A 21672-nucleotide genomic window follows, 5' to 3' on the forward strand; every position below is an offset into this window, starting at 1 on the left:
GCTGCGCTATCTTGCAAGGAACGATCCGATGTGACGCTCGTTCCTCGCCGCCGCAAGTATTTGCAATCAAGTATTTGCAGCTTAGTACTTGCGGTAGAGCCCGATCAGCTTGCCCTGGATGCGGACCCGGTTCGGAGGCAGGATGCGCACTTCATAGGCGGTGTTGGCGGGCTCCAGCGCGATCGATGCGCCGCGGCGGCGGAAGCGCTTCAGGGTGGCTTCCTCCTCGTCGATCAGCGCCACCACGATGTCGCCGGTATTGGCGACGTCGTTGCGCTGGATCAGCGCCATATCGCCGTCGAGGATGCCGGCATCGACCATCGAGTCGCCGCGCACCTCCAGCGCATAATGCTCGCCGGAGCCGAGCATGTCGGGCGGTACGCTGATGGTGTGGCTGCGGGTCTGCAGCGCCTCGATCGGGGTACCGGCGGCGATCCGGCCCATCACAGGGACCGCGACCGGACGATTGCCGTCATCCTCGGCGACCGGCGGCGTAGAAGTGCGCTTGCCGAGGGTGCCTTCGATGACGCTCGGGGTGAAGCCGCGGCGGCCGTTGCCGCCCCCGGCCGACAGCTCAGGCAGCTTGATGACTTCGATGGCGCGGGCGCGGTTGGGCAGGCGGCGGATGAAGCCACGCTCCTCCAGCGCAGTGATCAGGCGGTGGATACCGGACTTCGAGCGCAGGTCGAGCGCATCTTTCATCTCGTCGAATGAGGGCGGGACGCCGGCCTCTTTCAGACGTTCATTGATGAAACGCAGAAGTTCGTACTGTTTGCGCGTGAGCATCTCGAGTATTCCCCCGGTTGATAGCGTCGTTCGATTCCGAGACTCTTCAGTGGGGCCTGCAGGCCGGGCCTGACCAGGGGAGCTTGGTGCTTGTTGCAAGCGCTCCCGGGCCGCCTCCCGATTGTAGACACCAGTACTCGAAACAAATCATGAACGGACACTATATGTTCGATATGTGTTCCGCAACCACTTAATTTCAGGTGAACGCGCCCGGCGGCGCCCGATCGGCGCGGTGAGAAAATCCTATTCGGGCAGCATCAGGATCTCGCACTCGCTGCCTGTGGCAGTCGCGGGCGCGAACGGCGGACGCACGAGAAGTGCCCGTGCCGCAGCGAGATTCCCGAGCAGCGAGGAATCCTGCTGCATCACGGGCGTTGCGATCAGCGTGCCGTCGTCGCGCGCCTCGAGACGCGCGCGCAGATAGTCCTCGCGCTGGTCGTTGGCGGCGAGGTTGCGGCCGAGCACGGCCCTCGCGCGGCGATGATGAATCGCTGTTCGGCCGCTCAATGCCCGAATCAACGGCACCAGAAACAGGAAGGCGCAGACATAGGACGACACCGGATTGCCGGGCAGGCCGATCACCCGCATCGCCCCGAGCCGGCCGTGCATCATCGGCTTGCCGGGCCGCATCGCGATCCGCCAGAACGCCATCGCGACGCCCTCGGCCTCCAGCGACTGCTTGACCAGGTCGTGGTCGCCGACCGAGGCGCCGCCGGTGGTGATCAGGATGTCGGCGCCGGTATCGCGGGCCCGGCGGATCCCCGCCGTGGTGGCCGCAACCGTATCGGCGGCGACCCCGAGATCGACGGTCTCGGCGCCTTCGTCGCGGGCCAGCGCCCGCAGCGCATAGCCGTTGGAATAGACGATCTGGCCGGGTCCGGGCTGCGAGCCCGGCATCACCAGCTCGTCGCCGGTCGCCAGCACCGCGACCTTCGGACGGCGGCGGACGGCGAGTTCCGGATGGTTCATGGCGGCGGCCAGCGACAGCGCCCGGTCGGAGAGGCGGCTGCCGGCCGAGAGGAGCACGTCGCCCTCGCGGAAGTCGACCCCCGCGGGGCGGATATGCCGTCCAACGGCGGCTGGCTCGGTGATCGTGATGTGGTCGCCGTCGACGGCGGTGTCTTCCTGGATGATGACGGCGTCGGCGCCGTCAGGGATCACCCCGCCGGTGAAGATCCGCACCGCTTCGCCTGCGCCGACCGTGCGCTCGAACGGCCGGCCGGCGGCGACTTCGCCGATCACCTTCAGCCGTGCCTTCAGGTCAGCCGCATCGGCGGCGCACACCGCATAGCCGTCCATCGCCGACATCGGCTGCGGCGGCTGGGTGCGCCGCGCGGCGAGGTCGCGCGCCAGGGTGCGGTGATAGGCGGCATCGAGCGCGACCATCTCCTCGGGCAGCGGTTCGGCGCCGGCAAGGACGGCGGACAGGGCATCGGCAACCGGCATCAGGGCCACGCTCGGAGCTCCTCAAGTCCAGGGTTCAAATCCCAAGCGCGGTCAGCGCCCTTGCCACGTCATCCGTCGATGTCACGTGGACCGCATGAAGGCCGCGCGCCCGCGCGCCTTCGATATTGGCAGCCAGATCGTCGAAGAACAGGATCCGCGACGCCGGCACGCCGATGGCTTTTACCACATGATCGTAGGCCTCGGCGTCGGGTTTCCGATGGCCGATGCTCGAGGACAGGAACACGGTGCGGAAATGGCTCAGCAGATCGGCGTGGACAACCGAGAAATGCGCGACATGGGCCGGATTGGTGTTGGAGAATGCATAGAGCGGCATCCGCTTCGCCGCGGCCGCGAGCAGGGGAGCGATATCGGGCATCTCGCCGGCGAAGATAGAATTCCAGCCTTCGAGGAACTGCGCGTCCGTGAGGTCGATGTCGAGTGTCCGGCGCAGGTTTTCGAAGAACGCGGCATCGTCGATCCGGCCGATCTCGTGATGCTTGAAGCTGTCGTCAACGACAAAGCGCGTGGCGAGGTCCGAAGGTGAGCAGCCGGCATGCTGCGCCCAGTGCGCCATCACCTTGTCAAAGTTGATGTCGAGCACGACGCGGCCGATATCGAACAGCAGCACGTCGACGGAATCGGGGGAGAGGTGCGAGGTCATTGCGTGAAACCATGTACGAAAATTGCGGGCAGCCGGCAATGTCCCCGATTTCGGTGACGGGTGTGTGGAATTGCAAGGCGATGCATCCTTCGCGAGACCGGTCTCGCGCATACCGCCGTCGTCCCGGCCTTCGCCGGGACGACGGTGAGTTTGTGGCGCGGCCATTGAGTCATAAGTTAGCATTCTCGCGACATGATTGCCCGAGTCATGCTGTTCGTCTCGCCACTCTGAAAGCAGAGGGCGCAGGGAAAGCCGGGTGCCGATCGCACCCATGGGCCCCGAGCAAAAGGGTAGAAAGCTCGGGGGTAGGACCACAGGTGTAACCGGGAACAACCCGGCTTTCCCTGCGCGATGGGTTACGGCTTATACGTGCTCTCCCCGGCGAGACTGGGCTTTGTTGTCACCGTCTTCGCGACGCGCACCCGCGCAATCGGAAAAGACACCTACCACTAGGGCGTCAGGCCTGCACGACTTCGCCGTCCGCCTCATGCGCATTTCGTCGACTGCGCAATCGGCGTCCACCGCATCTCGACCCGCGTTCGTGACGACCGCGAAGCGCCCCTCGTGTCGGGCGAGACGTGCAGACCATACACCGAGTTTCGCTTCGGATAAAGCGAAATATTTTCATCAATCGGGATTGACAGGTTTTGGCTGAGTTGCCCGTCGGGTCGTCCTGTCGCAGGCTCAAGATGGCGCGCAGCAGGCGCAAGCAAATCCAGACTGCCGAACAAAGCGAAATTGTGATAATTTGATGCGCATCACCGGCCAAGGTTCTGTCCGTGGGCGTCGGTGGCCGAGAGACAGATTGCGCTCCCGCCTGCACTGCAAGGGAGCGCGCCGATGCCGGAAGATGCGCTTTTTGATCGCGCAGATCGTGCAATCGCGGAGAGCAAGCGGCTCGTTGACGAGCTTCGCGAAGCCGTTTGGAAGGCGGAACGACTAGACCGTAACCTGCAATACCTGCACTGGCGACGCTTGGAGGATGAAGCCGAAGCGCACGCACAGATCCACAGAACGCGGTAGGGCTCGCAACCAGACAAATATGACGACAATGCAACCTGGATTCGCTGCAAGGAGCCGATGCGGCGATCCTGGACCGTGAGGGAAACACAAGAGGCCATCTTGAAAGTTCGCAGCCAGATGGAGCAACTGCCTTCTGGCCGGTTGTTGAAGAGCTGATAGCCGTCCTCGTTCGATGTTTTGGTGGTCCATGTTCAGGAGTGAGCGTGATGACGGGCCATTGGTGGGGCATCTATCGAGTGAGCAACCAAAAATTGGCGTCCGCCAAGGAGAAAGCCTTATATGATGCGGCGGCAGCGACGGCCATCAACGTTCTCAGAGAGCCGCTTCCGGACACGTTCCTAGGACGCAAGCATTACGATCCGGTGCCATTGCCGGAAGAGATCGAGCTCGCGCCAATACAATGGCCTGTGCGTCTAAGCGTGCTGCTAGGGTCCCAAGCCTTCATCGAGGGCGACAGCAGCATCAGCATAAATGACGAGGAATGTGGACGGCTTGAACGCCGAGCTCAGTTGCACCGGGCCCGCGCCGGGAATTAGGACAATCTCGCTGACATTGCTACTTTAATGCGATCACTGGAGTTGGGCCGACACTGCACGCATGTTCGGGTTCAGTCACGCGGACGGTGTTGAGTTCATTGGCCTGGCGCCGATCTCCTTCGTCGCGCTGATCGTAGGCGTGAGTGCGCTGTGATCGGTTGAACCTGTCTATCTCAGTGGATGGACCGAACCACCTTGGCCCCGGCTAGTGCCCCCTCGCTGGGGTCGCTTCTTGTCGGGCGAGATCATTGCTGAGGGAGCGCGCGTAATGCGTGGCTAGCATGACGATCAGGACCAGCACCTGCTACAACGACAGCACCTGTTAGGAACGACAGCACTTGGTGCCGCGTATTGGAGAATGAGCGCCACCCAACAGGAACGGTAGGGTTGGCGTTTCCGGTGCCCCTGGCTCTGTCCCCGAGTCAGGGGCACACCTTCGTGGTCTTCAGGGGCGTCTGCAAACGTGCGCCGTTGCCGGCTCTGCACAAAATGGACTGCTCGGACAACATCGAGCGTAGGCCCGAACATTCTCCGGAGCCAGGGGAGTTGACGGCCGGCCATGCGCTCTGGCCGGATCTTCGCATTCTCCGGGTTTCGCATTCTAATGCGTCGTGGGCGGCGCGATCGTTTCGATGACCTGCAAGTCTTCTTTCCGCACGATCACCCGGCGTCCTGTCTCAGCGGCAATCTTTTGAGCCACTCTTACCGCAGCATCCTCGTCCGCCAGTTCGAGCATGATGATGCTGCCTTTCCCTGAGAAGGCGTCAGGGTTTGAAATGTTGATGATGAACAGGGGTCCTTTCGGGACGATCATCGCAGTGCCCCAGCCGGCGGAAGTCAGGATCGCATTCACGCGATCCTCCCAAGTGTTTCGAGCGCCGGCGACACCGTGCAACCCCGACCAGGTTCCCGCCTTAACTTAGTTAAAGTGCGTGATTGTCATGCAGTCGCCGATGCAATCAGTCGTCCATGCAATCATCGTGGCCATCGACCGGTACGCCGCAGCGGATCGCGTCTGGGTGTCCGTCCGCTGACGCGCCCGGGCTTTCTTGCTTGCAACTCGCCGGATTCACTTGCTCGGATGCTTCTCGATGGTCGCCTTGGCTCTCGCGATCGCCTCTTGGGTGCTCTGGAAGGTTTGCGTCCTGATCGACGGGCCGCCGGCAAGAGGTGTGATCTCAACCAGGAAGCCGCCGCCTCGCTGCTCGATGATCGTCAGATGATGACCCTGATATTCGATCCGCTCGACTGACATGTCCGATGCCGTTGGACGATGGATGCGCGACGGCCCTACGAAGGCAGCGCTGCTCCAGGGGTTGCAAGGAATTTCTCGATCTCGAGTGCGCGCCGCGCTTCAAGTGACTTGCTCAGCATGCGTTCACGTTCAGCTCCGGGCGGCAAGCTGCTCGCCCTGATCCGCGCTGTTTCGGCAAGCTTTAGCAGTCGGAAGGTCAGGGACGTCGTTTGCTTAACCCGATTTCGTCGTTTCTTTTCCATGGCGTCGCTCGCGCGCAATCTCCGAGCGAATTCGGCCACCAACGGCGTTGCATGACATCCACATAGGTTAATCCGGCGCTAGCGGAATTTTTGCCGCGGGCAGGAACCAACCGGCGCAAGTGCATCGTGCAATCTGAGTGCGTAGGCCGCGAATAGGACATGGCTTCTGACATGCATAGTTGAATGCGGCCGCCGGCAGACGAATGCAGGCTGCAATGATGTCAGCGCCTCATCGAATTGACAGCGTGGAGATCGGCTTTCTCGGCTTTGCCGGAATGTCATTCGTCGCACTCGTCGCCAGCGTCGGCTGGCTTCTAAGCGGATGACACCGCAAAACCATGGACGAACGGACCTTGGCCTCAGTGTGGTGCCCACTCGCTGGGGCCTCTTCTTTTCCGAGCTTCGGTGTCCGGTGCCGCGCCTGAAGCGCGCCATAAAACTTCGCATCAGCCGCCGACTGCCTTCTCAAGCGCAACCAGCAGGCCGAAGACCGAACCGGTCACGGCGAGAAAGACAGTGAAATAGTAGATGCGGTGCATGACAGTCGATCTGTTCCGGTCGGATCGAAGAGATTCCGTGCCCCTGGCGTTCCCGATTGCGACGCGCCGAATGGTCGGCGGTTGATTGAGCGACCTCGCCGCAGTCGACGACCAGTGCACGACGTGTCGCTTCCTCGCCGGCCGCTTGCGCGAGCTCCGCGGTAGACGCTTATCGAGACCTGTCGTTCCTCGAATGCGAATGGAACGCCAGGCAACCCAATGATTTCCATACATGGTCGGATTCGCCTGGAGGCCACTCGTGCAGGACAATCATGAAATCTTTCCGCATTCCGAGCTTTGGCTAGCCGCGGTGGTCGCCTGCGGGCCCTCGATATTGATCGCCACGCTGATGATTTTGTCGCTGATCGAACCGCAATTCCCCGGTTGATCTTCAATATTTGGCGGTAGCTCAAACAACCGTTCTCGGCCGATTAATTTGCCGCGCAGCTCACAATCTGGACAGCGCCAAACCGAGATATGCGATCAGCGCGCCGGTGCTAAGGATAATAACGACGAGCGCCTGCTCTGAACGTGCCTGAAGGGTTTTGCGGGTCACGGCGTCGACGCTCCATCTTCGAAATCACCCAATCCAACTAATTGTGATCCGTTTCCGTTCCGGTTCCCTTCGAGGAACCTTCTAAAAACTTTCGACCGCGTCGCGCACGCGGCGAGCGCCTTCGATCAGACACGAGCAACGCCGCCCGCATTGAAATACGGCGGGCGGCGCTGGTTTTAGCCCCAGGAGGGATGACAAAATCCTGACCATACGGATACGGACGAACGCGGAAAAATGTTCGCATCTTCGACCCGTACAATTCCGGTACTCCGAATGGGCACGAGAAAGTGTCGGGCGCGAGGTCTAGGATGGCGTGACCAAGTTGCTCTGGCCTCAGCGTGTGTACCCCCTCGCTGGGGCCTTTCTTTGCGCCGCCGATCCACAGCTAGGTCCTACGGCTTCGCAAGCACCGTCGCGTTGAGTTCGACTGTCAGGATCCGGGTATGCTCATCGCGTACTAGAAGCCTGACGGATCTGGAGCGCTGGCCCGCACTTTCCTTGGCGATGTCGCAAGCCGTCTGCCAGGCCTTGAGTTCAGCCTGGCGCGCGTCGGCCAACTCGACGCCGTCGTCATCCAGAAGAACACTGCCATCTTCCTGAAGGTCAAAAAAGAATCTTGCCACGGTTGCCCCGTTACACGGATGGGTGGAGATGGAGATAATGGGGATCGAACTGGCCGTGTTCCTCCAGCCGCGCACGGTCGAGCAGATTGAAGGCGGCGCGGTCTATCTCAATCAGTCCCTCGCTTCGAAGTTCTTGCAGAACCCTGTTGACGTGCACCGTCGACAGGGCCAAGCAGTCGGCGAGTTCGGCCTGCGTGATCGGAAACCGGAAGGTCTCGCCTGAGGTTCGGCCGATCGCCTCCAGCCGGCGCCGCATTTCCGACAGCAGGTGGGCCATGCGCTGAGTGCCGGTTCGGCGGCCGATATTGAGAATCCAATCCCTGAAGATGGATGCGTCGATCAGCGTCTCTCGCCAGAGCGCGGCGGCTATGTTCGGGAACGCCGCGTTCATCCGCTTTAAGGCCTCATGCGGGATGAAGCCCAGCGTACAGGACGTGAGCGCGACGAGATCGTGGTCCATGATGCCGAGATGGAGGCTCTGAAGATCGGGAATCTCGCCTGGAATGTGCAGCGACAGGATTTGTCGCTGCCCATCGGGCGTTGACTTGGCGCGGAACACGAAGCCCTCCGCGACCAGGCAGCATTGGGTCGCTCTCTGCCCGTCCGCCACGATGATTTCGCGCGCGCGGACCTGACGCCTCTGAATCGGGAGTGTCTTGAGCGTCTCGATATCCGCTTGATCAAGCCTGTTGGATACACTGATCTTGCGCACCAGTACGTCCGAGAGAGTTTCAGCCATCGTCCCGGTTCCCTGTCACTTGAGCCAGGACGATCAGGGAGGTCCGGCTGCTTCGGAAGGCGCGGGCGCAACCGGCGCCCGAAGGTCATTGCCGACGATGACATACAACAACCGGGATGGGACCCGCGTTCCAGGTGCGGACGCGCTCTGTCGCTGGTCGAACGGCCCGGCGGGCTCAGCGTTCACCCAGATCGATCTGCGTCAGGATGCCCTGCCGCAGCGCGAGGCGGACCAGCTCGATATCGGTGCCGACGCCAAGCTTGTCCTTGATCAGGGAATGCAGGTTGGCGACCGTCTTGGGACTGAGGTGCAGCGCCTCGGCGATTTCGTCGGTGGTCCTCTCCGCGAGCAGCATGCGCAGCACCTCGAACTCGCGTGCCGTCAAGAGGTCGGCGGCGGCGGTCTCGCCGGCGAGGTGGCTGAGCGCGAGCTCGTGGTCGATATCTGGACTGATCGCGATCTTGCCTGACAGTGCATCCATCACGGCGTGCACCAGCGCCTCGGGTGGGCTGGTCTTGGTGACGTAGCCGCTGGCGCCGGCGCGGATCGCCTGCACCGCGAAGGCCGCGTTCTGGTGCATGGTGAACACCAGGATTTTTGCGTGCTTGTCCCATTGCCGGAGGCGCCGGATGGCTTCGATGCCGCCGATTCCGGGCATCGACAGGTCCATGATCACGAGGTCGGGCTCGGTCTCCTTGTAGAGGCGGTAGGCCTCGGCACCGCCGGAGGCTTCTGCGACGACACGGAGGCCCGGCTGCTTCTGCAGCATCGACCGATAGCCCTCGCGAACGACGGCGTGGTCGTCGACCAGCATGATGGTTCGCGCCGTATTGTTCATGCCGCGCATTCCACCGGTGCGACGTCCGGGCCGGCTGCGACGGGAACGGTGACGCGGAGCGAAGAGCCGTTGGGCTGTCCGGCCTCGAAGCTCAGCCGTCCGCCCAGCGCAGCGACCCGCTCGCGCATGCCGAGCAGGCCCATGCCGGACTTGATCGGGGACTCGCCGGGCCGGCCGTCATCGTCGATCGCGAGCGCGATTTCGCCGGCGTCGCCTGGCGCGGCCTCGCGCATCTGAAGCCGCAGCGTCACGCGGGTGGCGCCGGCGTGCTTGGCCGCATTGGTGAGCGCCTCCTGCACGATGCGGTAGAGATTGGCGCTGACCGGGGCGGCAATGCGCTCGAACGATCCCGCCATGGCGATCTCGAACCGCGGCGCTCCCCGGCTGCGGCCGTTCCAGCCGGCGACCAGGCCTTCCAGGCTGGCGGCCAGTCCGAGTTCGTCGACATCGGGCGGGCGCAAGCGGAACAGGGCGCCGCGCAACGTCTCCATCATGTCGGTCGCGGTCCGTGCGATGCCGTCGCATTCGGCGAGCAAAGGCGGACAATCCTGAACCGCGGTCAGGCGTGCCGAGGCGGCTAGCGCGCGGATCGCGGCCAGCGATTGCCCGAACTCGTCATGCAGCTCGCGCGCGAGGTGCCGGCGCTCGTCGTCCTGTACCAGGATCAGTTTTTGCGTCAGCGCGTTGCGCTCCGACAGCGCGGTGGCGAGACGCTCGGCGAGCTGGTTGAAGACGTCGCCGATCGCCGACAGTTCGGCGAGGTCGAACGGCGGCAGGCGCGCCGCGAGGTCGCCTGCGGCGATCCGCTCGAGCCCGTCGCGGATCAAACGCGTCGGACGCAGCGCGCGGGCGAGAGCGGCATAAACCAGCGCACAGAGCAGCGGCAGCGCGATCAGCAGCGCCGCCATCAGGCGGCCGGCATCGTGCCAGGCCTCGGCGGTCAGCACGGCGGGATCGACCCAGACCACGGCCTCACCGATCGTCTGTCCGCGCGAGATCACCGGGCGGACGGCTTCGCGGCCGGGATCGAACAGGCGGCGATAGAGCGCCGCGAAGGCCTGCGGCGGCGCGGCCGCATCGGTCTGCGCGCCGCCGCAGAAGCGCTGGCTGATCTCGCCGCCGGTGCTGCGAAAGGCGAGGCACAGGCCGGGCGCCATGACCGAGCCGGCAACGCTGTCGAGATCGGGAAATTCGGCGCGCGGATTGTTCAGCCACTGGATCTTGCTCTGCTGCAACTCCAGCGTCTTGGCGGTGACGTCGGCAACGGCCGCGATCCTGGCACGTACCGCGCGATCGGACTCGATCAGGAAGTAGCCGGCGATGCCGGCAAGGCAGAGCGCCGTCACGACAGCCACACGCAGCGTCAGCCGCAGCTTCAGATCGCTTCCGGACCAAGTCCACATCGGCGCATCCTCACGGGGTCGCAGACGGCCGCTGGCGCGCGGTCGCGGGCAGGGCCGTCCCGCTATTAAACGGCAGAACGGAAGCGCCGAGAAGCGCCGCCATGGCCGTTCCCTGGGTGCGGATCGCGATCGTGAAATTTTCCCGGCACCGGCCGGGAGGCGCGCCGCTGCGGCGCGGGGGCCCGTCGGCCCAGGTTGCGAGCGAGCCGCCCCACCAACCGCCGAAAGGCCCGATCATGCGCCAGTCCCGTCTCGTCTTGCTCTCTGTTGCCCTGATCGGCCTGCTGGCCGGAATTGCTGCCCTGCACGCCGGGACCGCCGCAGCGGCGGCGGCTCCGCTCGGCGTCAGCATCGACGATTTCAGCTATCTCGATACGTCGGGCGAGGTGATCGACCAGACCGCCGCCCACCAGAAGCGGCTCGAGGCACTGGTGCAGAAGCTGCGCGCCGATGTCGCCGCGGAGCCGCGTTATCGGCTGGTCCCGGCGGCGGCGCCCGCGGGCGAGGCCCGGATCAAGGTGATCGGCGGCGTGCAGAAGATGAGCACGCTGGTCCAGTGGGCCAAGGTCGCGGTGATCGATGTTAGCGCGAGCCAGGTGCTGTATGAGAAGCTCTACACGTTCCGTGGCGACACCGATGAGGCGTGGGAGCACGCCGCGATGTTCATGTCGCGCGAAGTGCGCGGCGCCCTTGCGGCCGCGCTGCCGCCGGAAGCGGCCGCCACTGCGGCACCGATCGGGCTTGCGGTGTTCGAATTCGAGCTCGAGGATACCTCCGCGGCACCTTCGTCGGGGCTTGCCGGCGCCGACGTGGCCACGCTCGCCGAGGTGACGAAGGGCGTGCGCGACCGCATTGCGCAGTCCGGGCGCTACCGCCTGGTCGATACCGGCACCGTGACGGCAGAGCCGGTCAAGGCGCGCGCGCTGCGCGACTGCGACGGCTGCGAGGCGGCGATTGCACAACAGCTCGGTGCCGATCAATCGCTGATCGGCGTAATCCGGCGGGTCAGCCGCACCGAATATACGGTCGGCTTCCAGGTGCGCGATGCCCGCAGCGGCACGGTCGTTGCGCGCGGCGACAGCGGCCTGCGGATAGGGGCCGATTATTCCTGGACCCGCGGCGCGGTCCATCTGGTCGGCGACCGCCTGCTCGAGGCCGGGGCGCAGCGATAAGTCGAAAGCACCATTCGCAAACTGCGATAGCTGCCAGACACAGCGTCGTCTGGCCTCGCTTTCATCTGTGCGCTATCACCGCCGCCTGATCACCGCACAGGAGCTGCCAATGCGTTTGCCCGCCGTCTGTTTCGCCCTCACGCTCGCCGCGAGCCCCGCGGCGGCCGAGGAGCTGTCGGGCACGCTGCAGAAGATCAAGGAGACCAAGAAGGTCACGCTCGGTTTTCAGGAAGCGTCGGTTCCCTTCAGCTATCTCGACGACAATGCGCGGCCGATCGGCTTTGCGCTCGATATCTGCCTCAAGATCGTCGACGCGGTGAAGAAGCGGCTCGGCATGCCCGACATCGCCGTCGACTATTTGCCGGTGACCTCGTCGAACCGGATTCCCCTGATGGTCAACGGCACGCTCGATCTGCACTGCTCGGCGACCACCAACAGCGCCGAGCGCCAGAAGCAGGTGACCTTCACCAACACCCACTTCCTGAGCGCGACGCGCTTTGCCGCCAAGAAATCGGCCGGGATCAACACGATCGACGACCTCAAGGGCAAGTCGGTCACCGCCGTGGCGGGCTCGGTGAACCTCACGCAGCTCATCAAGGTCAATACCGACCGCACGCTCGGCATCAATGTGTTGCCGGCCAAGGACCAGGCCGAGGCGTTCCTGATGCTGGAGACCGATCGCGCCCAGGCCTATGCGCTCGACGACGTCCAGCTTGCGGTGGCGATCGCGCGGTCGAAGGAGCCTGCGCTCTACATGATCAGCGAGGAGGCGTTCTCGAAGGCCGAGCCGTTCGGCATCATGCTGCGCCGGGAGGACGCGCCGTTCAAGGCGCTCGCCGACCGCGCCACCGCGGAGCTCTACCAGAGCCCGGAGATCGAAGGGATGTACCGGAAGTGGCTGGAGCAGCCGACCCCGCCGAAAGGCATCAACTACAACGTGGCGATGTCGCCCGCGCTGCGCCACGCGTTCGCCCATCCGAACTCGAGCTACGATCCTGACGTGTATGAGGTTGCGAAGTAGCGCGGAGTAGCGGGGACAGCCTGGGCGACTGAGGGAGCGGCCTCGGATGTCGCTGCGCTCATCCGGGCTACGTCTCGTCGTTGGATATGGTTTTCCGCGTCAAGCCATGATCTTTGGAACGGCTTTTCGCGTCTGCGGCGAAAAACGAAATAGCGTCTCATATACTTCGGCGGCGTTTCTCCTAAGCTTGCAGCAGGTGTGACTGCTGATCAGGAGCTGCCGGTGTCCAAGCGATTGCCTCTTTCTCGACGTTCCGCGCTCGGCGTGCTCGCCGGAGGTCTGGTCGCGGGCGGCGTGCGCGCGGAAGCGGGAGCGGGCAGCGGCCCCGATCTCGGCGGCGTCACGCTGCGGGTAGCCTATTACAAGGGCGGCTGGCGTCCGCTGTTGCAGGCGGCGGGCGAGGACAAGACGCCGTACAGCATCGAATGGAAGGAGCTCAACAACGGCGTGCTCCATATCGAGGCGCTCAACGGCGATGCGCTCGACATCGGATCGGGCAGCGAGATCCCGGCGATGTTCGCCGCGCGGCAGAATGCCAAGGTGCGCTTCATCGCGGTCACCCATGAGGATCTCAACATCCAGGTCACGGTGGCGGCAAAGGACGCGCCGATCCATTCGATCGCGGATCTGAAGGGAAAGCGCGTCGGCTATGTGCGCGCGACGACGGCGCATTACTTTCTCGCCAAGCAGCTCGAGGAAGCCGGCCTCGCGTTCAGCGATATCGAGGCGATCAATCTGACGCCGTCGGACGGCTACTCGGCGTTCGCCTCCGGCAAGCTCGATGCCTGGGCGATCTACGGCTATAACGGGCAGCTTGCGATCGCCAAGCAGGGCGCGCGCCTGCTCAAGACCGGCGTCGGCTATCTCTCGGGCAATTTCCCGATCTACGCCAATCCGAAGGCGGTCGACGATCCGCTGCGCCACGCGGCGGTGAGCGATCTGCTGCTGCGGATCCAGCGCGCCTATGCATTCGCCAACAAGAATTTTGCGGTCTATGCGGCCGCGCAGGTGGCGGAAACCCATCTGCCTCTGCAGGACATTCTCGACCAGTTCGCCCGGCGCAGCGACGACTTCTCGCTCGCCGGCGTGACGCCGGACGTGCCGGAGACCCACCAGAAAGTCGCCGACACCTTCCTCAAGCTCGGCGTGCTCGACGCACGCACCGAGGTTGGAAAATTCTGGGACACGAGCTTCAACGCTGCGATCGCCGCAGGTGCCGCGAACCTGGCACGGACCTGATGGCCGCCGGCACCATAGCCCATATGGGCTAAGGGCTCCCGGTCAAATTCAGTCGCGCGCGGAACTTCGCTGTTTTACGGCCCGGTGTAACGGCTGGGGCCGCAGGAACGGCTCTGGCCTCACTGCCGTGCTGCCATGCTGAGCGGGAAGGTTGCGGGCCGCGCCAGGACCGTATCATGATGGTGTCAGGCAACTCGGGTCTTGATGCCGATCGTTGTTCGGAGCCGACATTGAATCACGACGCATTGGCCAAGCTCACCGTCACCGTCGTTGTTCTGGTCGCGTTGCTGGTGTGGCGCGTTACCGATCAGCGGAAGTCGGTCGATTGCGGAGCCGGCTGCCCGACCGACGTCTCCGCAATCCGCAAGACCGCTCAATAGCAAAACCGCTCAATAGCAAGTCTGCTCAATAGTCAGACCAGCGTCGCGCACGCGGCGTCTCGCGCGGCGCTGCTCTGGGTTGACGTCAACGTCACGCGCTCAGCGTTTCGCTGGCGGACCGCTCTTGTTGCCGGGCAATCCCTTGACGTTTGACGGATCCTGCTCCTGGACATGCAGGTTTTGCGAGCTTGAGCCAACCGTGCTCTGGCCAGGGGGCGGTCCGTTCTTGTTGCCCGGCGCTCCGCTGATGCCGGTCCCGGAATTCTGGGCGCTCGGAGATGTCGCGGCGTCCGTGGAACCCGTTGTGGCATCTGGGCGCCCCGGAGGTGTGGTGGCGGCGCCCGGACGCTGCTGGTCGCCGACATAGCCGGATTCACCGGAGTTGCGTGTCTTGGCGCCCTTGTCGGCCTCGTTTTGCAGGTTCTGCGCGGCCGCGAACGGCGCGGTCGCCGTAATGGCTGCGATGAGCAGCGCGATCGTCCTGGTTCTCATGAGAGTCCTCCCTTGGTTGCCTGGGACAACGTGTTTCGCGGCGATCATTTCCTGTGCACGCTGGAATTTTCCTGTGCACGCTGGATTTGTCGCGATGGAACACGCGTGCGAAGCGCGGATTCGGGGACCCTGCCGTCGACCTGGCAAAGCGGGCTGCATGAACCCGAATGAGCCTCGCGGTCAAATCCAGCGAAAGACAACCTTAGGATGCTAATCCAGCAATGCGAACTGTCGTTCGGGGCGGGCCGGCATCGATCGGGATACGATCGCGGCGTGCCGGTCGGCGCGCTCGTCATCGCCGTCGTGTCGGACAGATTTCCGCGTGACAAACAAGCGAATTTGATCGCCGCGGATCGTGAATTAGTAGATAACCCAAGGCGGTAGGCACCGCGTCGGCCGTGCGTGGATTCGCGACCCGGGGCCTCGATCCACCGGAACGGGTGCGGGAAACTGGCCCAGAGGCCGACCGGGAGCTGACTTGAGGCTGGCGGAATGCTGACTAAGTGCTGATTTGGAACCGATCGGGGCCTCGTGACACGAACGTAATGGTCCGGTGACGAGGCGGCCTTGATCCGACCAAAAAGCCGTTGTGTGGTGCCCCGCGTCGGGGTGAGGCGGGCCGAATGTTGCGAAACGTTGCCGGCCGATAGCGAAGGGATCACGGATAATGCGCAAACATGTTGGCTTCTTCCTCGGGACGGTTGCGGGGGCGTGTCTCACCCTGCTCGTGGCCTCGCCGCAGGGGGCGCATCTATTCGCCGTCGCCAATGCCGCCGCGCATTCCGACAACTCCAACACCTATTCGCAGCTCAATCTGTTCGGCGAAGTGTTCGAGAAGGTCAAGACCGACTACGTCGAGAAGCCCGAGGACTCCAAGCTCGTCGAGGGGGCGATCAACGGCATGATCTCCTCGCTCGATCCGCACTCCCGCTACATGAACGAGAAGGGCTGGGCGGAGATGCAGGAGACCACGCATGGCGAGTTCGGCGGGCTCGGCATCGAGGTCACGATGGAGGACGGCTTCGTCAAGGTGGTGGCGCCGATCGACGACACGCCGGCCTCGCGCGCCGGCATCATGTCGGGCGACGTGATCACCTCGATCGACGACGACCAGATCCAGGGCATGACGCTCGATCAGGCCGTCAACAAGATGAAGGGCGCGCCCAACAGCTCGATCCGGCTGAAGATCGTGCGCAAGGATGCCGACAAGCCGATCGAGCTCTCGATCACCAGAGAGATCATCCGCGTCCGCCCGGTGAAGTATCACGTCGAGGGCAATGACATCGGCTATATCAGGATCACCTCGTTCAACGAGCAGACCACCGAGGGCCTGCGCAAGGCGATCGCGGACGTCCAGAAGCAGGTCCCGCAGGACAAGCTCGCCGGCTACGTCGTCGACCTCCGCAACAATCCGGGCGGCCTGCTCGACCAGGCGGTGTCGGTGACCTCGACCTTGATGCAGCGCGGCGAGGTGGTCTCCACCCGCGGCCGCAATCCGGAAGAGACCCAGCGCTTCACCGCCCATGGCGGCGACATGACCAAGGGCAAGCCGCTGGTGGTGCTGATCAACGGCGGCTCGGCCTCGGCCTCCGAGATCGTCGCCGGCGCGCTGCACGACCACAAGCGCGCGACCCTGATCGGCACCCGCTCGTTCGGCAAGGGCTCAGTGCAGACCATCATTCCGCTCGGCACCGGCAATGGCGCGCTGGCGCTGACCACGGCGCGCTATTTCACGCCGTCGGGCCATTCGATCCAGGCGCTCGGCATCAAGCCCGACATCGAGGTGCTGCAGGAGGTGCCGGACGAGTTCAAGACCCGCTCCGAGATCAAGGGCGAGGCCTCGATGCGCGGCCATCTCTCGGCCGAGGGCGCCGAGCAGACCGGCTCGCAGTCCTACGTCCCGCCGGACGAGAAGAACGACAAGGCGCTGGCCGCGGCCTTCAACCAGCTGCGCGGCGTCACCGTCAACGCCGACGCCAAGAACGCCGACACCAAGGCCGCGCAGAAGCGGCCGGTGCCGAACTAGTTCAACGTTCGAGCAGCAAAAAGCCGCCCCGAGGGGCGGCTTTTTTGCTTCTGGGGCAGAGATTTCCCGAGCCTCATGGTGAGACCTTTTCATCACCCAATCAGGCGACGCGGCGTCCGCATTTTTGGAGTGTATCTATTTGCGTCCAAGATTGACTCAACCGAAGCGTGCTAATTAAATCTCGCACATTGCCAACCGTTGAAAACACGGGGTCCTATCAAGCGCGGGCTTTCATTGTTCCAATGATAGTGGCGACCCTTCGCGGGAATTGCCGCTTTTTCGAGTGCCCAAAATAGCCGGACGGCTGATCCAATTTCAGGGAGTTTTTCATGGCGAACATCAACGGGACGACGGGAGACGACACCCTAATCGGGACCGCCGGCGCCGATAGCATCTCCGGCATGGGCGGCAACGATTATTTCGATGGCGGAGCTGGCAACGATACCCTTATTGGTGGACTGGGCAGCGACACGTTCGCGTTCGAGTTGGGCGACGGCAGCGACTATGTTGCCCCCGTGGGCGGCAGCGCCAGCGATACGGTGCTGTTTATGGGATCGCTGTTCGATGTCGCCTATATCATAGATGAATTCATCAGCTACGAGCCCTATTACGCGGATTGGGATTTTTTCCGCGATATCTATCTCGTTGACGGGACCCACATCGGCGAAAGCGGGAGGGCCGGTGGTGTAACCTCGCAGTTCAAGGCAACGGACACGTCGCTTTTGCAAATGGTCGGTACCACCAGCGCCAACGACCTGTTGGCCGGAGAAGACTCAAGCGAGACATTGAACGGGGGTGACGGCAATGACGTCATCTACGGCAATGGCGGCGCCGATACGCTGAACGGCGGCAACGGCAACGATTATCTGTCCGCCGGGCGCGACGATGGCTCAAACGATGTCTACGACGGCGGCGCCGGCATCAACACCGTCAGTTTTTCCGGCGTCGGCGGCGGCGTGACGCTCGACCTCGGACTTCATTATGCGATCGGGCCTACCATCGGACATGACGGCGTGTTCAATATCCAGGTCGCGGTCGGCAGCCTCGGCAACGATATCCTGATCGGCGAGGCTGGCCCGAACACCATCTACGGATATTGGGGCAACGACTATTTGTATGGTCTCGGCGGCAACGATGCGATGTTCGGCGGCTACGGCAACGATATCCTGATCGGCGCTGACGGCAACGACGCATTGCACGGCGATGCCGGGTCGAACTATCTGTTCGGCGGAACGGGTGACGACACGCTGGATGGCTCCGGCGGGCTGGCCTCTTCCGATGTCAACGTCATGTACGGTGAAGACGGCGCCGACGTTCTTTATGGCGGTGCCGGCACCAACTATTTCTACGGCGGCACCGGCGTTGACACGATGTACGGCGGCTCCGGCCTCAATATCTTCATTTCATCGGGTGAGACCGACGGCAACCTCATCTACGGCGGATCGGGCCAGAACTACGTCTATGGCTCCAATGGCGGCGATACAGTCATGGGCGGCAGTGGCGTCGACGTCTTCTTGATGGGCTCCGGTGCCGACGTCGTCAGCGGTGGCGGTGGGATCGATTACGCCTGGGGGGGCGGCGGTTCAGACACCTTCACGATCAACGATACCACCTCCGAAGTCATGGTGATCGAGGACTTCAACACCGGCGGGGTCAGCGATGTCGTGAATTTTGCCGGCACCTCGCTGCAGTCGTTTTCGGACGTGCTAGCGGCCTCGTCCTACAATGCCGCCATCAACACCACCATCATCACCGACAGCGCCGGCAATGCCGTCTGGTTGATCGGCACGGGGCCCGGACAGCTCAGCGCCAATATGTTCAGTTTTACGTAAGCTACGCCGCTCCGGCGACGGGTTTGCGCCGGCGTGTGGCGCCCGCACCCGCAGCCGGGCCATGACGATGCCCGGCCAACAGCTCGCGGATCTGCGCTGCCGGCTTCGGGGCGCTGAACAGAAAACCCTGCATTTCCGAGCAACCGAGTTCGCGCAGCAATTGCTGCTGCTGCGCGGTCTCGACGCCTTCCGCAGTGGTCGTCATGCTGCGCTCGGCGGCGATGTTGACGACGGCCTCGACGATGCCGGCCGAGCCCTGCGGGTCGGCGATGTCGGTGACGAAGCAGCGGTCGATCTTGATCTTGTCGAACGGGAAGCGCTTCAGATAGCTCAGCGACGAATAGCCGGTGCCGAAATCGTCGAGCGCGATCCGGATGCCGATGGCGCGCAGCTGGTGCAGCGCGGCGAGCGCCGTCTCGTCGTCCCGGATCAGCACCGCCTCGGTGATCTCGAGCTCGAGCCGGCCGGCCGACAGGCCCGACGCCGCAAGCGCCGCGATCACCTTGAGCGCCAGTGTGCCGCTCTTGAACTGGACCGGCGAGACGTTGACGGCGAGCCTGACGTGATCGGGCCAGTTCACGGCCTCCTTGCAGGCCGTCATCAGCACCCATTCGCCGAGCTGGTTGATCAGGCCGGTCTCCTCGGCGATCGGCACGAACTCGGCCGGCGAGATCATGCCGCGCAGCGGATGACGCCAGCGCACCAGCGCCTCGCAGCCGGTGATCGCGTTGCTGCGCAGGTCGACGCAGGGCTGGTAAAAGACTTCGAGCCCGCTACCGGCCGCAATCGTCTGCCGCAACTCCATCTCGAGCTCGCGGCGGGCGCGGGCGTCGGCATCCATCGCCGGCTCGAAGAACCGCGCGACGCGCCGGCCGGCCGATTTGGCCGCGTACATCGCGAGGTCGGCGTTCTTCATGATCTGGTCGAGATCGGTGCCGTCCTTCGGCGCCAGCGCGATGCCGATGCTGGCATCGGTCGTGACCTGGTGGCCGAGGCATTGATAGGGCGAGCGGATCACCTCGTAGATGCGCGCGACCAGGTCGGTGACCTCGACCTCGCTCTTCACGCCGGTCTGCACGATCGCGAATTCGTCGCCGCCGAGGCGGGCGACGAAATCGCCGTCGCCGATCACGCCGCTCAGCGTCCTGGCGACGGACTTGAGCAGCTCGTCGCCGACCATGTGGCCGAGCGAGTCGTTGACGCCCTTGAATTCGTCGATGTCGATATAGAGCACGGCAAGCTGGCTGTCGGGTGTGACATGCAACAGCTCGCGCTTGATCTCCTCGTGGAACAGCGCGCGGTTCGGCAGATCGGTGAGCGCATCATAGTGGGCAAGATGGGTGATCCGCTCCTCGGCGCGGCGGCGCTCGGTGACGTCCTCGTGGGTGGCAAGCCAGCCGCCGTCGGCGAGCGGCTCGTTGACGATCTGGATCGAGCGCCCGTCGGGCGTCGTGATCACCATGGTGTTGCGAACGCCGACGTCGCGCAGCACGAGGTTGACGTAACGTTCGACATCGCCCTGGAACGAGCCGGTCAGGTGGCGATGCACGATGACGTCGCGGAAGCTGCAGCCGGGCTTGATGATGTCGGCCGAGAGGGCGTACATCTCGATATAGCGCTTGTTGCAGATCACCAGGCGCTGCGCGGCATCGAACAGCAGCAGTCCCTGGGTCATGTTGTTGACGGCGGTGTCGAGCCGGAGCTTTTCCAGGGTCAGGCGCTGCTGCTGGGCGCGATGCTGCTGCACCAGCTTGCGCACCACGAGGGTCAGCAGGATCGCGATCGCCAGCACGGAGATGCTGGTCACCGCGATCAGGATGGCGATCTGCTCGCGCCAATTGGCGAGCGCCGCTTCCGTGGTGGTTGTCGCGACCACGACGATCGGGAATTTGGTCAGCGCCCGCGACGACACCAGGCGGTCCTTGCCGTCGACCGGGCTGGCGAGCCGCGTGGTGCTCGCCGGCTGCTCGAACACCTGCTGCTGGTTGGCGGGGCCGCTGCGGAAATTCTTCCCGATCAGCTCCTCGACATGCGGATAGCGCGCCAGCAGCGTGCCGTCGCGATGGTGCATCGATATCGCGGCACCTTCGCCGAGCGCAACGGTCGAGAAGAACTTCTCGAAGGTCGCCGGCTCGATGCCGCGGCCGACCACGCCGAGGAATTCGCCGTGCGGGCCGGTGACTTTGCGGACGATGACCGTGGTCCAGTTTCCGGTCACGCGACTGATCACCGGTGCGACCTGCATGTCGGGCGAGTAGGGGCTCGATTTGAAGATCTGGAAGTAGCTGCGATCGCCGATAGAGGCTTGCGGCAGCGGCCAGGCGCCCGAGCTGTTGATCAGCGCGCCCTCGGCGTCGAACACGTTGAGGCTGCCGACGTTGGACAGCGCCTCCATTTTGGACTTGAGCACCGCATGGATGTCGGCGGCCGACATCCGCCGCTTATAATTCTCCTGCGTCGCGATCCCGTTGTCGCGCATGAAGGCGATCAGGTCGCGCTGCACCACCTCGAGATCGTCGAGCTGCTGGTCGAAATGCCGCGCCAGCAGCAGCACGGTGTTCTCCAGCTCGCGCTCGCTGTTGTGCAACGCGCGCTCGCGGAAATTCTCCGCCATCAGGGTCGCGCCGATCGCGATCGCGGCCATCAGCACGGCGCCGCCAAGGATCAGCCAGCGGATCGGACCGCTGCCGATCACCGAGGTGATATTGAATGAGGCGCTGCCGTTTGGATTCATTGATGCATTCGCTTCCAGGCTTTTCACCCGGAAGTAGCTTTCACGCACCGCCGGCCCGCGAAAGTCGTATCCGAACGAGATGGAGCTGCGGTTAGCGAGGCTGGTTAACGAACGGTTGCGGACGGGCGC

General features: G+C 63.9%; 20 protein-coding genes and 1 pseudogene. 9 read left to right on the forward strand and 12 right to left on the reverse strand.

Going from position 1 to position 21672, the window contains the following annotated elements; genetic code table 11:
- Positions 1-81: 81 nt before the first annotated feature.
- From lexA to ACVIW0_RS18080, 3 genes are all read right to left on the reverse strand, one after another.
- Positions 82-786: a transcriptional repressor LexA gene (lexA, locus tag ACVIW0_RS18070; protein ID WP_461353535.1), complete on the reverse strand. Its 705-nt coding sequence runs from the start codon at positions 784-786 to the stop codon at positions 82-84.
- Positions 787-1029: 243 nt separating this feature from the next.
- The gene (locus ACVIW0_RS18075; protein WP_461353536.1) at positions 1030-2241 is read right to left on the reverse strand and encodes a molybdopterin molybdotransferase MoeA; all 1212 of its coding nucleotides are present in this window, start codon (positions 2239-2241) and stop codon (positions 1030-1032) included.
- 25 nt (positions 2242-2266) lie between these two features.
- Positions 2267-2893 (reverse strand): HAD family hydrolase, encoded by a 627-nt coding sequence (locus ACVIW0_RS18080; protein WP_461357360.1) that lies wholly within the window; start codon positions 2891-2893, stop codon positions 2267-2269.
- A gap of 840 nt (positions 2894-3733) precedes the next feature.
- On the opposite strand from ACVIW0_RS18080, the gene ACVIW0_RS18085 reads away from it, so the two are divergent.
- Together ACVIW0_RS18085 and ACVIW0_RS18090 are read left to right on the forward strand one after the other, a co-directional pair.
- Positions 3734-3916, forward strand: coding sequence for a hypothetical protein (locus ACVIW0_RS18085; RefSeq protein ID WP_461353537.1), 183 nt, complete (start codon positions 3734-3736; stop codon positions 3914-3916).
- A gap of 206 nt (positions 3917-4122) precedes the next feature.
- On the forward strand, positions 4123-4452 hold the full coding sequence (locus ACVIW0_RS18090; RefSeq protein WP_461353538.1) for a hypothetical protein: 330 nt from the start codon (positions 4123-4125) through the stop codon (positions 4450-4452).
- Positions 4453-5053: 601 nt separating this feature from the next.
- Here ACVIW0_RS18090 and ACVIW0_RS18095 read toward each other — a convergent pair.
- From ACVIW0_RS18095 to ACVIW0_RS18105, 3 genes are all read right to left on the reverse strand, one after another.
- Positions 5054-5305 (reverse strand): hypothetical protein, encoded by a 252-nt coding sequence (locus ACVIW0_RS18095; protein WP_461353539.1) that lies wholly within the window; start codon positions 5303-5305, stop codon positions 5054-5056.
- Positions 5306-5521: 216 nt separating this feature from the next.
- Positions 5522-5707 carry a hypothetical protein gene (locus ACVIW0_RS18100; protein WP_461353540.1) on the reverse strand — a complete coding sequence of 62 codons (186 nt, stop codon included), beginning with the start codon at positions 5705-5707 and terminating at the stop codon, positions 5522-5524.
- 35 nt (positions 5708-5742) lie between these two features.
- The gene (locus ACVIW0_RS18105) at positions 5743-5949 is read right to left on the reverse strand and encodes a hypothetical protein (protein WP_461353541.1); all 207 of its coding nucleotides are present in this window, start codon (positions 5947-5949) and stop codon (positions 5743-5745) included.
- A gap of 771 nt (positions 5950-6720) precedes the next feature.
- Here ACVIW0_RS18105 and ACVIW0_RS18110 point away from each other — a divergent pair.
- Positions 6721-6876, forward strand: coding sequence for a hypothetical protein (locus tag ACVIW0_RS18110; RefSeq protein ID WP_461353542.1), 156 nt, complete (start codon positions 6721-6723; stop codon positions 6874-6876).
- 560 nt (positions 6877-7436) lie between these two features.
- On the opposite strand, the gene ACVIW0_RS18115 is transcribed toward ACVIW0_RS18110, so the two are convergent.
- The 4 genes from ACVIW0_RS18115 to ACVIW0_RS18130 all read right to left on the reverse strand — a co-directional run bounded on the left by ACVIW0_RS18115 (position 7437) and on the right by ACVIW0_RS18130 (position 10647).
- Entirely contained in the window at positions 7437-7667 is a 231-nt protein-coding gene (locus tag ACVIW0_RS18115; protein WP_461353543.1) for a DUF6894 family protein, read from the reverse strand.
- A 10-nt stretch (positions 7668-7677) separates the two neighbouring features.
- Positions 7678-8406: a Crp/Fnr family transcriptional regulator gene (locus ACVIW0_RS18120; protein ID WP_461353544.1), complete on the reverse strand. Its 729-nt coding sequence runs from the start codon at positions 8404-8406 to the stop codon at positions 7678-7680.
- 175 nt (positions 8407-8581) lie between these two features.
- Positions 8582-9244 carry a response regulator gene (locus ACVIW0_RS18125; protein WP_461353545.1) on the reverse strand — a complete coding sequence of 221 codons (663 nt, stop codon included), beginning with the start codon at positions 9242-9244 and terminating at the stop codon, positions 8582-8584.
- On the reverse strand, positions 9241-10647 hold the full coding sequence (locus ACVIW0_RS18130) for a HAMP domain-containing sensor histidine kinase (RefSeq protein WP_461353546.1): 1407 nt from the start codon (positions 10645-10647) through the stop codon (positions 9241-9243). The genes ACVIW0_RS18125 and ACVIW0_RS18130 overlap by 4 nt, the downstream gene beginning before the upstream one ends.
- A 236-nt stretch (positions 10648-10883) precedes the next feature.
- Here ACVIW0_RS18130 and ACVIW0_RS18135 point away from each other — a divergent pair, with 236 nt between their 5' ends.
- The 4 genes from ACVIW0_RS18135 (at position 10884) to ACVIW0_RS18150 (ending at position 14459) form a co-directional block, all read left to right on the forward strand.
- Positions 10884-11819: a DUF3280 domain-containing protein gene (locus tag ACVIW0_RS18135; RefSeq protein ID WP_461357361.1), complete on the forward strand. Its 936-nt coding sequence runs from the start codon at positions 10884-10886 to the stop codon at positions 11817-11819.
- Between the two features lie 109 nt (positions 11820-11928).
- Positions 11929-12840, forward strand: coding sequence for an amino acid ABC transporter substrate-binding protein (locus ACVIW0_RS18140; protein WP_461353547.1), 912 nt, complete (start codon positions 11929-11931; stop codon positions 12838-12840).
- Between the two features lie 222 nt (positions 12841-13062).
- Complete coding sequence (locus ACVIW0_RS18145) at positions 13063-14079, forward strand: ABC transporter substrate-binding protein (protein WP_461353548.1); 1017 nt, start codon at positions 13063-13065, stop codon at positions 14077-14079.
- A 230-nt stretch (positions 14080-14309) separates the two neighbouring features.
- Positions 14310-14459 (forward strand): hypothetical protein, encoded by a 150-nt coding sequence (locus ACVIW0_RS18150; protein ID WP_461353549.1) that lies wholly within the window; start codon positions 14310-14312, stop codon positions 14457-14459.
- A 99-nt stretch (positions 14460-14558) separates the two neighbouring features.
- Here the strand turns inward: ACVIW0_RS18150 and ACVIW0_RS18155 are convergent.
- Positions 14559-14741, reverse strand: a pseudogene (locus ACVIW0_RS18155) (hypothetical protein); the annotation flags it as partial.
- 877 nt (positions 14742-15618) lie between these two features.
- Here ACVIW0_RS18155 and ACVIW0_RS18160 point away from each other — a divergent pair.
- Positions 15619-16977: a S41 family peptidase gene (locus tag ACVIW0_RS18160; RefSeq protein ID WP_461353550.1), complete on the forward strand. Its 1359-nt coding sequence runs from the start codon at positions 15619-15621 to the stop codon at positions 16975-16977.
- A 329-nt stretch (positions 16978-17306) separates the two neighbouring features.
- Complete coding sequence (locus ACVIW0_RS18165; protein WP_461353551.1) at positions 17307-18809, forward strand: calcium-binding protein; 1503 nt, start codon at positions 17307-17309, stop codon at positions 18807-18809.
- 1 nt (position 18810) lies between these two features.
- On the opposite strand, the gene ACVIW0_RS18170 is transcribed toward ACVIW0_RS18165, so the two are convergent.
- A complete protein-coding gene (locus tag ACVIW0_RS18170) occupies positions 18811-21543 on the reverse strand; it encodes a bifunctional diguanylate cyclase/phosphodiesterase (RefSeq protein ID WP_461353552.1) in 2733 nt (910 codons plus the stop codon).
- Positions 21544-21672: the final 129 nt, after the last annotated feature.

It is taken from the genome of Bradyrhizobium sp. USDA 4454 (assembly GCF_054822705.1).

What these genes read in the sequence shown, in the direction of transcription:
- ACVIW0_RS18125 (WP_461353545.1), bottom strand. Translation starts at nt 9,244, where the DNA reads ATGAACAATACGGCGCGAACCATCATGCTGGTCGACGACCACGCCGTC.
- ACVIW0_RS18165 (WP_461353551.1), top strand. Translation starts at nt 17,307, where the DNA reads ATGGCGAACATCAACGGGACGACGGGAGACGACACCCTAATCGGGACC.
- lexA (WP_461353535.1), bottom strand. Translation starts at nt 786, where the DNA reads ATGCTCACGCGCAAACAGTACGAACTTCTGCGTTTCATCAATGAACGT.
- ACVIW0_RS18100 (WP_461353540.1), bottom strand. Translation starts at nt 5,707, where the DNA reads ATGTCAGTCGAGCGGATCGAATATCAGGGTCATCATCTGACGATCATC.
- ACVIW0_RS18170 (WP_461353552.1), bottom strand. Translation starts at nt 21,543, where the DNA reads ATGAATCCAAACGGCAGCGCCTCATTCAATATCACCTCGGTGATCGGC.
- ACVIW0_RS18105 (WP_461353541.1), bottom strand. Translation starts at nt 5,949, where the DNA reads ATGGAAAAGAAACGACGAAATCGGGTTAAGCAAACGACGTCCCTGACC.
- ACVIW0_RS18135 (WP_461357361.1), top strand. Translation starts at nt 10,884, where the DNA reads ATGCGCCAGTCCCGTCTCGTCTTGCTCTCTGTTGCCCTGATCGGCCTG.
- ACVIW0_RS18140 (WP_461353547.1), top strand. Translation starts at nt 11,929, where the DNA reads ATGCGTTTGCCCGCCGTCTGTTTCGCCCTCACGCTCGCCGCGAGCCCC.
- ACVIW0_RS18110 (WP_461353542.1), top strand. Translation starts at nt 6,721, where the DNA reads ATGGTCGGATTCGCCTGGAGGCCACTCGTGCAGGACAATCATGAAATC.
- ACVIW0_RS18130 (WP_461353546.1), bottom strand. Translation starts at nt 10,647, where the DNA reads ATGTGGACTTGGTCCGGAAGCGATCTGAAGCTGCGGCTGACGCTGCGT.
- ACVIW0_RS18160 (WP_461353550.1), top strand. Translation starts at nt 15,619, where the DNA reads ATGCGCAAACATGTTGGCTTCTTCCTCGGGACGGTTGCGGGGGCGTGT.
- ACVIW0_RS18080 (WP_461357360.1), bottom strand. Translation starts at nt 2,893, where the DNA reads ATGACCTCGCACCTCTCCCCCGATTCCGTCGACGTGCTGCTGTTCGAT.
- ACVIW0_RS18090 (WP_461353538.1), top strand. Translation starts at nt 4,123, where the DNA reads ATGACGGGCCATTGGTGGGGCATCTATCGAGTGAGCAACCAAAAATTG.
- ACVIW0_RS18085 (WP_461353537.1), top strand. Translation starts at nt 3,734, where the DNA reads ATGCCGGAAGATGCGCTTTTTGATCGCGCAGATCGTGCAATCGCGGAG.
- ACVIW0_RS18120 (WP_461353544.1), bottom strand. Translation starts at nt 8,406, where the DNA reads ATGGCTGAAACTCTCTCGGACGTACTGGTGCGCAAGATCAGTGTATCC.